The sequence below is a fragment of the Comamonas sp. B21-038 genome, from assembly GCF_022387135.1.
GTDB lineage: Bacteria > Pseudomonadota > Gammaproteobacteria > Burkholderiales > Burkholderiaceae_C > Comamonas > Comamonas sediminis.
Genome location: NZ_CP092462.1, coordinates 460906 through 473845, shown reverse-complemented (window position 1 = coordinate 473845; position 12940 = coordinate 460906). Strand labels below are relative to the sequence as shown.

Genomic DNA, 12940 nt, shown 5'->3' with positions numbered 1-12940 from the left:
CGCGCTGCACCGTTTAATTAGACAATATATTTACACAAATGCCGTGCCATGGCAATATCCGAATCATGAGCAAAACCGCCAAAAATCCTAGAGAAAACCCGAACCAGCTGCGCACCGACCTGGCCAACCGGCTGTACTTCAAGCTCTACCAATGCGCCAACATGTTGCATAAAACAGGTACCAAGGCAGTGGAAGCCCAGGGCCTGACCACACAGCAATGGGCGGTGATGGGTGCCCTGTCACGGCCAGAAACCGCAGAAGGCATGGGTATGGGGGAGTTGGCGCGCTATTTGTTGGTGAGCCGCCAGAACCTGACCGGTCTGCTGTCGCGCATGGAGGCCGCAGGCTATGTACACAGCGTGCCCGACCCGGCGGACAAACGCTCGCGCCTGGTGCAGCTCACCGCTGCCGGGCAGCAGGTGTGGCAGCACGATGCGGCCGAGTCGATTGGCCGCTATTACGAGCAAGCGCTGGAGGGTTTCTCGAGCAATGACATGGTGCACACCCTGCACTACCTGCTCAAGCTGCTGGACAACATGAAAGCGATCGATGCGCAGCAGAATGCGGGCAAGGAGGAGAGTTGAACGGAAAACGGATACGGCTGAACCAGCGCAATCGCGAGTTAGAGGATAGGCTCCATCGTGCAGATCATCTCGACTGCATGGCTCATTCGAGACTTCAATAATCAACTGTGATTACAGCCACTTCTCCCCGCATCCGGCTCTGGAAATCGCGCGCGGGGCAATAAACAATCAGTAACCATAGCAACGAGCAATAACCGTCATCGCCTCCCAACCCCATGCCACACTCTCGGGTTTTGAAAATTGATGAGAGATGGAATAAATGCTCGGAAAAATAGAAAGTGCGCTGCTGTACCTGATGCGGCTGGTGATGGTGGTACTCGTGTTGTTCACCTTGTTCAACTTTGCGCTGTGGAGCTGGGGAGCTGCCCACAAACCCTCCTCCGAGACCGCCGCAGAAGACATGCACAAAGGCCGCGACTGGGCCGCACTCAAAATCAGCGACGAAGAGCTGAAGAAGATCACCTATTCCGACTTTGGCTATGGTGACTCCAGCCAGGTCGTACACGATGACAAGCTGGCAGCAGACACTGCCGCAGTGGCAGCATTTGCAGAAGTCGATGCACTGGTACGTGCGGCCATTGAACGCAATCCGGTACAGCGCAAGAAACTTGAAGACGACAACAGCGAACGAGGCCTGGCACCCGCGCGTCCGCTGCCCGCACTGGTAGAGGCCATGCATGCCAAGGAGCGGGCCGGCAACGACATCGCCGCGCTGGACGCGGCCACTGCGGCATCTGCCGCTGCCGAGGCAGCCGATGGCGATGGCTGGGAGCCCCAGCCCACCAGCATTGGCGAGGTGCTGCTGAACCAGACCCGCAGCATCATCAGCAGCTACAACTATGAGGCAGGCCGCGCCTTCGTGCTGGGCGCGCCTGCCGCGCTCAAGACCCTGCTGGCGGACCCTCAGGTGCAGGCTGGCATCAGCAAGCAGACCGCATCCATTGCCGTGAGCAATCTGCTGCTCAACTACAACATGGTGTTCAGCGCCAAGGCGGGGGAGAGCGATGTGCAGACGGCGACGTCCGACTGGCTGCAGCGTCTGATTGAACCCAGCAACCTGCTGGTATTCACCGTGTTGCTGTGGTCATTCGTTTTCTTGATGATGATCGTGGTTTTCCTGCGTGTGGAGCGCCATCTGCGTGCGATGTCGCAGGACGGTAAGGCGCTGGCTCAGCGCTAGCCTTAAATCCATGGGCCTGCATGTCTGCACCCAGTCAGTGAAAACTGGCGGCAAAAGTGCATACCCATGGCAGCGTACAAAGACAAGATGCAATAACAACTATTTAACCGGCTTGAGGCTATTTTAAAAATAGAGCGTCATCTAAAAATATGCGCCACCCCATAGCCAAAATATTAACAAAGGGATACATAAAACTGGTAATTTAGTGCGCATGAACTATTTGCCCATATCTGTAGGAGTTCCTTTTCACTGGGGACTCAAGGCTTTTGTAGCAACAGCATATGGAGCATTTGCGCTGCCCTTGACCAGCTGGGCCGCATGCTCACCGCCCTCGCCCATGGGCACCGCAGGGGGCTCGGTTTTGTGCAGCGGCACAACGACAGGCCAGTACCAGATCAATGCGGCAAACGTTCAACTCACCAACGACGCCACAGGTGATATGACGCTGAATGGCGCCAGTGTTGGATTGATCTATGCGGTTGAGACAGCGGCGAACGGTGTGTTGGTTATCAATCAAGGCAAGATGACCTGGGATAATGCGCTCTATCTAATACCGGCGGGAGGCGGCAGAGCACTGGCCAATATTGGCTACCTGACCCACAACAATTTCAGCGCCGCCCGCTTCCGCAATGAAGCGGGCGCCAGCCTCGTCATGACTACCGCTAGCCCTGCGCTGACCGATAGTGGATTGGATGTGGTGGCGGTAGCAGCAAGCGCCGCAAATAGCCAAGCGACGGTGACCAACGCTGGCAGTATTACGTTTACCAATACGGCGACCGGCGCGAGTGTTTCGAACAATGTGATAGAGGTGCTGGCGCAAAATTTCACCGTAACCAATACGGGCTTGGTGAATTCCCAGTCTTCGGCAGACGCTTTTACCAACGGCTTTCAGCCGCGCATGTGGGCCCCTGCAAGCGGTGGCAGTGGCAGCACCATCAATGCCGGGCAAATCCATGTCACCAACACCCATCCAACACGTACATTAGGCAGTACCGGAATTTACCAGCGCGCAACGGCCAGTTCCCTGGTACAAAATAGCGGCAGTGTCAGCGTGGTCAATACCAGTGCTGGGGCCACGTCGGCGATAGGGGGCATAGCCGTCATTGGTTACGCCAATAGCACCGGTCTCTCTCGCATCAACAACACCGGCAGCGTGATCGTCGACAGCCCCAGCAATTATGTGTATGCCGCCCAATCGGGTGCTGCCAGTAACACCAATCCAGCCACGATTGACAACAGCGGACTGTTGGAGATCAAGTCCAGCACCGCCATTCCGGACCCTGCGTTCAGAGCTACGGTGATGGTGCTTCCTTCCGCAGCCGGCTTGACGGCCTTGCAAACCATCAACAACAGCGCCAGTGGCATCATTCGCTCGGATCCACAAAGTTACGCCGTACTGGCCTATCAGGACGTGCCCGTGCATCTGAACAACGCAGGAACAGTGAGCGGATCCGTGTTTTTAAGTGGCGGCGCCGATACGCTGGTCCACACCGGCGGCTCGATAACCGGCAGAATCCATATGGGCGCAGGCAATGACAGCATGCAGGCGAGCGGGGGGACACTCGTCGGCATCACGGCCATGGATGAGGGTGACGACGCCCTCACCTTGCTTGCAGGCGTGGATGTGTCGCAAGCTCCCCAGTTTGATGGCGGTGCGGGTAACGACATCTTGACCTTGGATGGTGTAGCCATGCGCGGTTTCACCGGCAGCAATAATCTTGCCAACGGAAGCAACCTGACCCTTTGGGAAACGATCCACCTCGCCAATGCGGCAAACTTGCAGCTCCGCGGCTCGCTGTTCGAAAGTGGCGCAGCGGCCCAGCTCAATATCGATGGTGCAGCCACACTCAATGCCAGCGCTGCCCAAGGTACCTTCAGCGTGTATGGCAGCATCGCGAGTGCGGGCACCATCCGCCTTGCGGATGCCAGCGCGGCTGCGGATGATCGCCTGACGCTCACAGGCAACTTCAGTGGCACAGCCAGCAATGTGGTGGTCCTCGACACGGTACTCGGCGACAGCAACTCTGCGTCTGATGTGCTGGAAGTCAACGGCAGCACCAGCGGAGCCAGCACCTTGCGCATCGTGAATGCCAACGGATTGGGCGCCGTCACCAGCGGCAATGGCATTCTGGTGGTCAAGGTCGATGGCGCATCCGATGCCGTGTTTAGCTTGGAGGGCGGCAGCATCAGTGCTGGTGGCTTCAGCTATACCTTGAACAAGGTAGGCAATAACTGGTATCTGCAATCCATGTTGCTGGCTCCTACCGTCAGCGTTGCCTGCACGCCTGCCGAGCTGTTTGATTCTGTCAACCAGGTCAGCACCTGCACCTTGACGCTCTCGCAAGCGGCTCCGGCGCAAGGGCTCAGCGTGAACTTGAATCTTCCCGCCGCCAATCCACGATACAGCACCTCCTGCCTTCAGACCATCACCATACCAGCGGGCGCTTCGACCGCGACTTGCACCATCGTGGCAACCCCCAATACCGACCCGAATGACGGCGACGTCCTTGCAGAGCTGTCAATCGCGCCAGCCACTGCTGCGGGCAGCTATGAGCCAGCAGGCACTCCCGCACAGGTGCTGGTCAGAGACGACGACAACCGGGGGGCCGCCGTCAAGGCAGTTCCTTCCTCTGGGTACGGCAACTTGCTACTGCTGTCTCTCAGCCTTAGTGGGGCAGGCATGCTGCTGGCTCGCCGCCAACAACAGCAGGCAGTAGCGCACCAGAAAACGCATTAGGGATCCACAAAACGCGGTCACATTGCCGGTATCGCCCTCCCCGCAAAGGCCACCCTTTCGGCAAAACCTGAATCGATCCGGAAGTCTGAGAAAGGTCGCCGCATGCTGGAGTCCAAGCCACCTGGTACGGCATTGCGCCCCCGCCATACGATGCACGGGCACACAGCCGCTTCAAAAACTGAAGGGCATCATTGATCCACCATGCAAACGGATCTTTTGGTGATTGGGAAGATGCTTGGCATGGTATCTCCCGGGTCATTGCGCTGTTTCGCGGTGCCAGCGCAGGCTTAAAAAGCCTAGCACCAGTGCGAACACTGTCAGCAAGACGAGCACCAACCCGCCCAGCTTCGGAGTGGGCCTGGACCAAACGCCGACCGCTTGCTCGCTCACCGCACCCATGCTGTGTCGTACACGGTGGAAAACCGTCTCGTCATCTTGCGCAGTGCCAAGCGGAGGGGCATGCGCATCGGTGCCAGGCAAAGCCACACCCTGCGCCCAGGCACTGGCCAGACGGCTTGCATGGGGTCCAGGGCTAACAGCCGACACTTGCTGCAAGCGCAGCAGGTTGTAGTTCTCTGGCGCATCTCTGGTCGATGCAGCAGCAGGCAGGGCATGCATCAGCACGCAGCCCAAAGCCAGCAACCACCCCAAGATCGAAAGCCTGTACAACCTCATTTCAGCAGCCATATACAGAAATTAACAATATGGCTAACTATCGGACTGCGCCTACCAACGGTCAATCCCCAAAAATAGTGAATATGTACTACGTTCACTCGGAGCGCTACAGGCCGTTCGCTGTGATATCTGCATGCCATCAACGGAGAGGATGACCAAGAGCTGACTGGCCCAACCAGCCCCTGGTCCAGTCCGCTTGGTTCAACGGACCAAAAAAATCTGTAAATGGTTCAAGATTGCGTGCTACAATCGATGGCTTAGCGGCTGTAGCTCAGCTGGATAGAGTACTTGGCTACGAACCAAGGGGTCGTGGGTTCGATTCCTGCCAGCCGCACCAAACGTCAAGCCTCAGAGTAGCAATGCTCTGAGGCTTTTTCGTTGCTGGGGCGGGCGCCTCCTTGGATCCAACCGCCCCATGAAAAAAGCCGATCTCCATCCAGGAGACCGGCTTGAGACCCGCACAGCGACAGTGCGCGGACGGTTTATTTGGTCGGGCGAATCAGCACATACTGCGTCCACTCACCCCGGCGGAACAGCACATTGACGGGCTTGGACTTGTCAGCCTTGGCAACAGCCGCGTCGAACTGCTTGACGTCATTGATTTCCGTATTGGCAATACCCAGGATCACATCGCCCTGCTTCAGACCCGCGCGGGCAGCGGCCTCATCAGCCGACACAATCTGCACACCGCCCTTGAGATGCATGGACTTGCGCTGTGCATCGGTCAGGTCGGTAACCACCAGACCCAGTTGCTGCGCTGCAGTCGAAGGCTTGGCCTTCTCTGGCTCCTTGCTCGAAGCAGCAGCATCTGCATTGGCGTCCGACGGAATTTCGATGATGGTGATCGGCAGGTCCAAGGTCTTGCCACGGCGGAATACGGTGACCGTGCTCTTGGAGCCTGGCTTGGTGTTACCCACCCAACGCGGCAGATCGGCCAGCTTCTCCAGCGGCTTGCCGTCGAACTTGGTGATGATGTCACCCGCCTCCACACCAGCCTTCTCGGCAGGCGAGCCGCTTTCCACGCCGGTCACCATCGCGCCTTGGGCCTTGCCCAGGCCAATCGATTCGGCCACATCCTTGCTGACGGTGGAAATCTGCACCCCAATCTTGCCGCGCACCACGCGGCCGGTGGCGCGCAACTGGTCGCTCACGCGCACCGCTTCATCAATGGGAATCGAGAACGAGATGCCCATAAAGCCGCCCGAGCGTGAGTAGATCTGGCTGTTGATACCCACGACCTCGCCACGCATGTTCAGCAGCGGGCCGCCGGAGTTACCGGGATTGATGGCCACATCGGTCTGGATAAAGGGCAGGTAATCACCAGTGTCGCGCTGCTTGGCAGACACAATGCCGGCGGTCACCGAGTTCTCCAGCCCAAACGGCGAGCCGATCGCCATGACCCACTCACCCACGCGCAGGCGGTTCACGTCGCCAATCTTGACGGCAGGCAGGGCCGTGGCCTCGATCTTCACCACCGCCACATCGGTGCGCTTGTCGGCGCCGACGATCTTGGCCTTGAACTCGCGCTTGTCGGTCAGGGTCACGATGACTTCATCGGCGCCATCGACCACATGCGCATTGGTCATCACATAGCCGTCTGCCGTCAGGATGAAGCCGGAGCCCAGGCCGCTGGGCACCTCATCGCCATCCGCGCCTGGGCGCTGAGGGCGTTGTTGCTTGGGGATGCTGGGGACAGGCAGGCCAAAGCGCTTGAAAAACTCCAGCATCTCGGGATCGAGACCACTTTGCGCTTGGCGGCTGGAGACCTTTTCCATCGTGCGAATATTGACCACCGATGGCCCGACCTGGTCGACCAGGTCAGTGAAATCAGGCAAGCCACGCACGACCGCAGGCGCGGGGGTTTGGGCTGCCGCTGGCAGCATCATCGCGCTGCTGACGGACAGGATGGCCGCCAGTGCGCTGATCTGAAAAGGCTTCCAACGCTTTAGAGACATATCACTCCTCAATTTGACAATGGGGGCGGCGCAGCATCTGCAGGGACCCAAGCCACTTGCAATGGCGCCGTGCCGCAATTGGAGGGGCCATCTGCCTCAAGGTTCCAAGCGTGCATCACCATCAGATAGGCAGCAAACCACAGGTTTCAAGCCTCTGGCGCTAAAAGTCATAAAAAAACACCTGCACAGCAGGTGTTTTTGGAGGAAATCAGCGCCTGATCAGCACAGGCGCGAGGCCTTGTCGGCACAGCCATCACTGCGCTTTTCTGCATTGAAGGTGGCATTGCGCAAGAAGCCAGCCGGCATTTGCAGGTTGGCAGTAACGCCAATCTGACCGCGTGCCGCCAGCAACTCGTCAAGGCGCGGATCACGCAGCATGATCGTGGAGTTCTGGCCGACCGTCACTTGCTGCTGGACCAGCCCCTGGGCATTAGACCCCGCTGCAGGCCGGCCAGAAGCTGCTGAAGCGACCACCTGGGGAGCAGCGGCTGACGCGATCTGCTGGCGTCCATCATTGCCCGAGCCGTTCGACAGCAGGCCCACACTGTTCCAGCCCACCATGGCGACAGCAGCCACCGTGGCAAAGCCGGCCACCATCTTCCAGCGGAAGACCGAATGGTTGGCAGCATCCTGCACGGCGGCAGGTTTGACAGCCTGCGCAGTGGCCGTGGCCACTGCGGGCACGGCCACATCGCCTGGTGCGGGCTGTCCCTGGGCCACCAACGGTGGCTCCAGCGCAATCTTGGCATTCAATGCATTCAGGAATGCCAGGCTGTCAGAGCACGGCGCATGCGCCGTGCGCATCAGGTCGCCAATGACCTGGTAGGACTGCACCGAGGCGTAGCAATCCGCATCGTCTGCCAGATCCGGCAACGCGGCCAGCAGCTGGCTCAGCGTCTGGTCATCCAATTCACCGTCGATCCAGGCGGACAGCTGCTCACAGGCAGCCTGTGTGCTCTTGTTCAATGCTTGGTTTTCGAGATTCATAGCCATATTCCTAGCGGGCCCCAGGCCCTTGCAGCCAGTCATCACACTCATATCAGCTACCAACGCTTGCCAGACTGGCGTTCAAGCATGGGCTTTACCTTGGCGGAAATCGCCTCGCGGGCACGAAAGATTCGCGACCGCACGGTACCGATGGGGCAATCCATCGCAGCGGCGATGTCTTCGTAAGACATGCCTTCAATCTCACGCAGCACGATCGCCTGGCGCAGGTCCTCGGGCAACGCGTCCATCGCGGTATTGACCGCCTGGGCAATTTCCTGGGCGGCAATAACCGTTTCCGGCGTTTCATCTGTGGTTAGTTCGCGCCCAGGCACATAAGTTTCATCGTCATCGTCTTTTCCGCGCAGCGCGCTTTCGGTCATCACCGGATTGCGGCTGAGCTCGACCATCGCCTTCTTGGCGGTATTGACGGCAATCCGGTACAGCCAGGTGTAGAACTGCGCGTCTCCCCGAAACTGCGGGAGTGCACGATAGGCACGCAAGAAAGTCTCCTGGGCCAGGTCAGGCACCAGATCCACATCGCGCACCATGCGCCCGATGAGGCGTTCAATGCGTCGCTGGTACTTGAGTACCAGCAGGCCATAGGCTTTTTGATCTCCTGCCACCGTGCGCTGCACCAGGTGCAGATCGCTGTCATTTGCATTCGGGGTACTGGCCGTTGGCGTTCCCGTCATAAAAGAGGCCCTCTTGGCTACAAGCTTGCAGCTATTGTTGTGGTTGTTCAGCTGTAGGCTTACACCTGATGGATGTTCTGCGGTTCAGCGGCAAGGGACGAGTATAAAACCCGACGAATATCCGGCCAACGCTCTGGATTAGAGGCTTTCACCACCAGCAGCCACTGACTGCGTCCATCGTTTTGCAGCGGCCAGGCCTGCAGCAAAATCCAGCTTTGCCCATCCATCAGCACGGCCAACTGTGCCAGCGCTTGGCGGTGTGCCGATGCCAGCGGGCCTTGCCCGAGGCACCACTGAGAGCCTGTCCAGCACAAACAAGTTCCCTGCGGCCACAGCGGCATACGACAGGCGATCGCCATGGCGAGTACCAACACAGCCACGGCCAGGGCACGCTGCCAGGCAGAAGGGGCGGCCACATGCATCCAGACGAGACCCAACACCGCCGTGAGCCCCACCCAGCACGCCAATAGCAGACGGATGCGCGAAGGACTCGCCAGCACCCATGTCTGCGGCGCCATCATTGCGCGGGAGCCGTGATGCTGTCCCATGAGGAGGCGCTGAATAGAGACATCACCCCATTGTGCAATACGGCGCTCCGGCATGGCGCAGGGCAAACCCCTGCGGGGAGCACGCGACGCCCTTGCGTTGCCCATGCCCGCCAAAAACGACAAAGGCCTCTGCAGCAGAGGCCTTATCGAGGCATATCAGAAGTGGCGCCGAGACGGCCGCCTCATCACACCCGTTTGAACACCAGCGTACCGTTGGTGCCGCCAAAACCGAAGTTGTTCTTGACGGCGATGTCCAGCTTGGCGTCACGCGCCGTGTTCGCACAGTAGTCCAGATCACATTCCGGATCCTGGTCCACCAGGTTGATGGTCGGGGGAATCTTCTGGTCCTTCAATGCCATGACGGTAAAGACGCTCTCCAGGCCGCCAGCACCACCGAGCAAATGCCCGGTCATCGATTTGGTCGAGCTGACCACCATCTTCTTGGCATGGTCACCCATGGCCGCCTTGATGGCATTGGTTTCGTTGAGGTCTCCCAGCGGCGTGGACGTGCCGTGGGCATTGAGGTAGTCCACCTGGTCGGCATTGACGCCTGCATTGCGCAGGGCAGCCAGCATGGCGCGGCGTGGGCCGTCCATGTTGGGCGCGGTCATGTGACCGGCGTCAGCGCTCATGCCATAACCCAGCAGCTCGGCATAGATCTTGGCACCACGGGCCTTGGCGTGTTCGTACTCTTCAAGCACCACAATACCGGCGCCCTCACCCAGTACAAAGCCGTCACGGCCCTTGTCCCAGGGGCGCGATGCCGCCTTGGGATCGTCATTGCGTGTGGACAGTGCACGCATCGCTGCGAACCCTCCCACACCCAACGGGGAAACAGTGGCTTCGGAGCCGCCTGCAATCATCACGTCGGCATCGCCGTACTCGATCATGCGGCCAGCTTCACCGATACAGTGCAAGCCGGTCGTGCAAGCGGTCACCACCGACAGGTTCGGGCCCTTGAAGCCAAAACGCATCGATACATGACCTGCGACCATATTGATAATGGACGCGGGAACAAAGAAAGGCGTGATGCGACGCGCACCACGGCGCTCATATTCACCGTGTGTGTTCTCGATCAGCGGCAGGCCACCGATACCCGAACCGATCACACAGCCAATACGAGTTGCGAGCTCTTCATCCAGTGCCTCGCCCGAAGGCAGGCCGGCGTCTTTCACAGCCTCTTGGGCTGCGGCGATGCCGTAGTGAATGAAGGAGTCCATCGTGCGTGCTTCCTTGGCACTCATATAGGACTCAAGATCGAAACCCTTCACCTCACCCGCAATCTTGCAGCTGAAATCCGTGGTGTCGAACTTGGTAATGAGGTCAATGCCGGATTGACCGGCCAAAATGTTGGACCAGGCTTCAGCAACCGTGTTACCCACGGGGCTGATGCAACCCAGACCAGTCACGACGACGCGACGGCGACTCATGCGTTACAACTTTCTTGTTGATCTCTCGGAAGATTGGCAGCAAGACACTTGCGCCCCAGGGGCGCCAAGTGCATGCGCAATCAATTAAGCCTTTTGGTGGCTGTTGGCGTAGTCGATGGCGTTCTGCACCGTCGTGATCTTCTCTGCGTCTTCGTCAGGGATCTCGATCTCGAACTCATCTTCCAAAGCCATCACCAGTTCCACGGTGTCCAGCGAGTCAGCGCCCAGGTCGGCCACGAAGGCCTTTTCGTTCGTTACTTGAGACTCTTCCACGCCGAGTTGTTCGGCGATGATTTTCTTGACACGTGCTTCGATATCGCTCATGGTTTCCCTCTGGGGGTTGTGAATGAACCCGCGATTCTAGCTGCTTCAGCAATACCTGAGTGCAACTTGCCGTCGCGAGGAAACGGCATTCAACTTTCGTCAAATCTACATATACATGCCGCCATTGACATGCAACTCCTGTCCGGTCACATAACCGGCACCGTCTGAGGCCAAATAGACCACAGCGTTGGCAATGTCTTGCGGCTGTCCCAGCTTGCCCAGGGCAATCTGCGACTGCAGTGCTTTCTTCTGCTCTTCGGGCAACTGGGCCGTCATATCGGTCTCGATGAAACCAGGCGCCACGCAGTTGACCGTGATGCCGCGGCTGCCCAGTTCCTTGGCCAGCGAGCGCGTCATACCTGCCACGCCCGCCTTGGCGGCCGCGTAGTTGGCCTGACCGGCATTGCCGGATGCGCCCACCACACTGGTGATGCTGATGATACGGCCAAAACGCTGCTTCATCATCGGACGGATGGCAGCGCGGCTGGCACCGAACACGGCCTTCAGATTGGTACCCAGCACGGCATCCCAGTCGTCATCCTTCATGCGCATGGCCAGGGTGTCGCGGGTGATACCGGCATTGTTGACCAGCACATGCAGACCGCCCTGGGTCTTGACCAGGCTGTCGATCAGCGCTTCGACGGCAGCGCCATTGTTCACATCCAGCGCAACGCCGCGCGAGCCGGCAAAGGCCGACAGCGCTTGCGAGATCTTGGCAGCGCCGTCTTCGGTCGTTGCCGTGCCGATCACCTGGTAGCCGGCTGCGCCGAGCGCCTGGGCAATGGCTGCGCCAATACCGCGCGATGCGCCGGTAACCAGGGCGACTTTGGCTGTGGAGGTGGTTTCAGTCATGCGATGGCTTCTTTGGTTTCTTGCAAGGTGGCGGGGTCGTACAGAGCCACACCGACGAGTTCAGGGTCAATGCGCTTGGTCATGCCGGTCAGCACCTTGCCCGGGCCGCACTCGACCAGATGGGTGGCGCCCAGCGCACGCAGGCGCTGCACACATTCAACCCAGCGCACGGGGCCAAAGGCCTGGCGGTACAGCGCATCACGGATGGCATCGGCCTCGCTGGGCATCGCCACATCGATATTGTTGAGCACAGGAATCTGGGGCGCAGCCAGTTGCAGCTCGGCCAGCGCCAGCTTGAGCTTTTCAGCAGCGGGCTTCATCAGGCTGGAATGGAAAGGTGCCGACACCGGCAGCGGCAGCGCGCGCTTGGCACCCGCTTCCTTCACGGCCAAGCTGGCCGCTTCCACCGCGGCCTTGGAGCCGGCGATGACGGTCTGGCCGGGGTCGTTGAAGTTCACCGCCTCGACGACCTCAGCGCCACCCAGCTGGGCAGTCACCTGGGCGCACACGGCCTTGACCTTCTCGGCATCCAGACCCAGCACCGCAGCCATGGCACCGGCGCCGACGGGCACGGCCTCCTGCATCGCAGCACCACGCAGGCGCACCAGCGGTGCGGCCTGGCTCAAAGTCAATACACCAGCAGCCACCAGTGCCGAATACTCGCCCAGCGAGTGGCCTGCAACGGCCATCGGCTGTGGGCCGCCTTCGGCCTGCCAGACACGCCATGCGGCAACACCCGCGACCAGCATCACCGGCTGGGTGTTGGCGGTCAGTGCCAGCGTTTCCTTGGGGCCGTTCTGGATCAGCGCGCCCAGGTCCTCACCCAGCGCATCCGAGGCTTCTTGCAAAGCCTGGACAACGGCGGGGTGGCCACCCCAGGCATCGAGCATGCCCACGGACTGCGAGCCTTGGCCCGGAAATACAAATGCAAAAGCGCTCATGTCTCGGTTCAAATCAGTTTTTTATCAATCGGCGG

12 protein-coding genes and 1 tRNA gene are annotated in these 12940 nt (G+C 59.5%); 4 read left to right on the top strand and 9 right to left on the bottom strand.

What is annotated here, in order from left to right; all coding sequences use genetic code 11:
* Positions 1-65 precede the first annotated feature (65 nt).
* The 3 genes from MJ205_RS02125 (at position 66) to MJ205_RS02115 (ending at position 4501) form a co-directional block, all read left to right on the top strand.
* Positions 66-584, top strand: a complete 519-nt coding sequence (locus MJ205_RS02125) for a MarR family winged helix-turn-helix transcriptional regulator (RefSeq protein WP_239810975.1) — start codon at positions 66-68, stop codon at positions 582-584.
* A gap of 259 nt (positions 585-843) precedes the next feature.
* Positions 844-1764 carry a hypothetical protein gene (locus tag MJ205_RS02120; protein WP_239810974.1) on the top strand — a complete coding sequence of 307 codons (921 nt, stop codon included), beginning with the start codon at positions 844-846 and terminating at the stop codon, positions 1762-1764.
* Between the two features lie 337 nt (positions 1765-2101).
* Entirely contained in the window at positions 2102-4501 is a 2400-nt protein-coding gene (locus tag MJ205_RS02115) for an autotransporter outer membrane beta-barrel domain-containing protein (RefSeq protein WP_239810973.1), read from the top strand.
* Between the two features lie 255 nt (positions 4502-4756).
* Here MJ205_RS02115 and MJ205_RS02110 read toward each other — a convergent pair whose 3' ends face one another.
* Positions 4757-5188: a hypothetical protein gene (locus tag MJ205_RS02110; protein ID WP_239810972.1), complete on the bottom strand. Its 432-nt coding sequence runs from the start codon at positions 5186-5188 to the stop codon at positions 4757-4759.
* Positions 5189-5436: 248 nt separating this feature from the next.
* Here MJ205_RS02110 and MJ205_RS02105 point away from each other — a divergent pair.
* Positions 5437-5513: transfer RNA gene (locus MJ205_RS02105), tRNA-Arg, on the top strand.
* A 145-nt stretch (positions 5514-5658) separates the two neighbouring features.
* On the opposite strand, the gene MJ205_RS02100 is transcribed toward MJ205_RS02105, so the two are convergent.
* The 8 genes from MJ205_RS02100 to fabD form a co-directional block, all read right to left on the bottom strand.
* A complete protein-coding gene (locus MJ205_RS02100) occupies positions 5659-7131 on the bottom strand; it encodes a DegQ family serine endoprotease (RefSeq protein ID WP_446715049.1) in 1473 nt (490 codons plus the stop codon).
* Between the two features lie 219 nt (positions 7132-7350).
* Complete coding sequence (locus MJ205_RS02095; RefSeq protein WP_239810971.1) at positions 7351-8118, bottom strand: sigma-E factor negative regulatory protein; 768 nt, start codon at positions 8116-8118, stop codon at positions 7351-7353.
* A 56-nt stretch (positions 8119-8174) separates the two neighbouring features.
* On the bottom strand, positions 8175-8810 hold the full coding sequence (gene rpoE, locus MJ205_RS02090) for an RNA polymerase sigma factor RpoE (RefSeq protein WP_182343191.1): 636 nt from the start codon (positions 8808-8810) through the stop codon (positions 8175-8177).
* A gap of 59 nt (positions 8811-8869) precedes the next feature.
* Positions 8870-9412 (bottom strand): hypothetical protein, encoded by a 543-nt coding sequence (locus MJ205_RS02085; RefSeq protein WP_239810970.1) that lies wholly within the window; start codon positions 9410-9412, stop codon positions 8870-8872.
* A gap of 131 nt (positions 9413-9543) precedes the next feature.
* The gene (gene fabF / locus MJ205_RS02080) at positions 9544-10788 is read right to left on the bottom strand and encodes a beta-ketoacyl-ACP synthase II (RefSeq protein ID WP_239810969.1); all 1245 of its coding nucleotides are present in this window, start codon (positions 10786-10788) and stop codon (positions 9544-9546) included.
* 84 nt (positions 10789-10872) lie between these two features.
* Positions 10873-11112, bottom strand: coding sequence for an acyl carrier protein (gene acpP, locus MJ205_RS02075; protein ID WP_021027954.1), 240 nt, complete (start codon positions 11110-11112; stop codon positions 10873-10875).
* A 105-nt stretch (positions 11113-11217) separates the two neighbouring features.
* Entirely contained in the window at positions 11218-11964 is a 747-nt protein-coding gene (gene fabG / locus MJ205_RS02070) for a 3-oxoacyl-ACP reductase FabG (RefSeq protein ID WP_239810968.1), read from the bottom strand.
* Positions 11961-12905, bottom strand: coding sequence for an ACP S-malonyltransferase (gene fabD / locus MJ205_RS02065; protein WP_239810967.1), 945 nt, complete (start codon positions 12903-12905; stop codon positions 11961-11963). Before fabD ends, fabG begins: the two co-directional genes overlap by 4 nt.
* Between the last annotated feature and the right edge of the window lie 35 nt (positions 12906-12940).

What these genes read in the sequence shown, in the direction of transcription:
- MJ205_RS02125 (WP_239810975.1), top strand. Translation starts at nt 66, where the DNA reads ATGAGCAAAACCGCCAAAAATCCTAGAGAAAACCCGAACCAGCTGCGC.
- MJ205_RS02120 (WP_239810974.1), top strand. Translation starts at nt 844, where the DNA reads ATGCTCGGAAAAATAGAAAGTGCGCTGCTGTACCTGATGCGGCTGGTG.
- MJ205_RS02115 (WP_239810973.1), top strand. Translation starts at nt 2,102, where the DNA reads ATGGGCACCGCAGGGGGCTCGGTTTTGTGCAGCGGCACAACGACAGGC.
- MJ205_RS02110 (WP_239810972.1), bottom strand. Translation starts at nt 5,188, where the DNA reads ATGGCTGCTGAAATGAGGTTGTACAGGCTTTCGATCTTGGGGTGGTTG.
- MJ205_RS02100 (WP_446715049.1), bottom strand. Translation starts at nt 7,131, where the DNA reads ATGTCTCTAAAGCGTTGGAAGCCTTTTCAGATCAGCGCACTGGCGGCC.
- MJ205_RS02095 (WP_239810971.1), bottom strand. Translation starts at nt 8,118, where the DNA reads ATGAATCTCGAAAACCAAGCATTGAACAAGAGCACACAGGCTGCCTGT.
- rpoE (WP_182343191.1), bottom strand. Translation starts at nt 8,810, where the DNA reads ATGACGGGAACGCCAACGGCCAGTACCCCGAATGCAAATGACAGCGAT.
- MJ205_RS02085 (WP_239810970.1), bottom strand. Translation starts at nt 9,412, where the DNA reads ATGCCGGAGCGCCGTATTGCACAATGGGGTGATGTCTCTATTCAGCGC.
- fabF (WP_239810969.1), bottom strand. Translation starts at nt 10,788, where the DNA reads ATGAGTCGCCGTCGCGTCGTCGTGACTGGTCTGGGTTGCATCAGCCCC.
- acpP (WP_021027954.1), bottom strand. Translation starts at nt 11,112, where the DNA reads ATGAGCGATATCGAAGCACGTGTCAAGAAAATCATCGCCGAACAACTC.
- fabG (WP_239810968.1), bottom strand. Translation starts at nt 11,964, where the DNA reads ATGACTGAAACCACCTCCACAGCCAAAGTCGCCCTGGTTACCGGCGCA.
- fabD (WP_239810967.1), bottom strand. Translation starts at nt 12,905, where the DNA reads ATGAGCGCTTTTGCATTTGTATTTCCGGGCCAAGGCTCGCAGTCCGTG.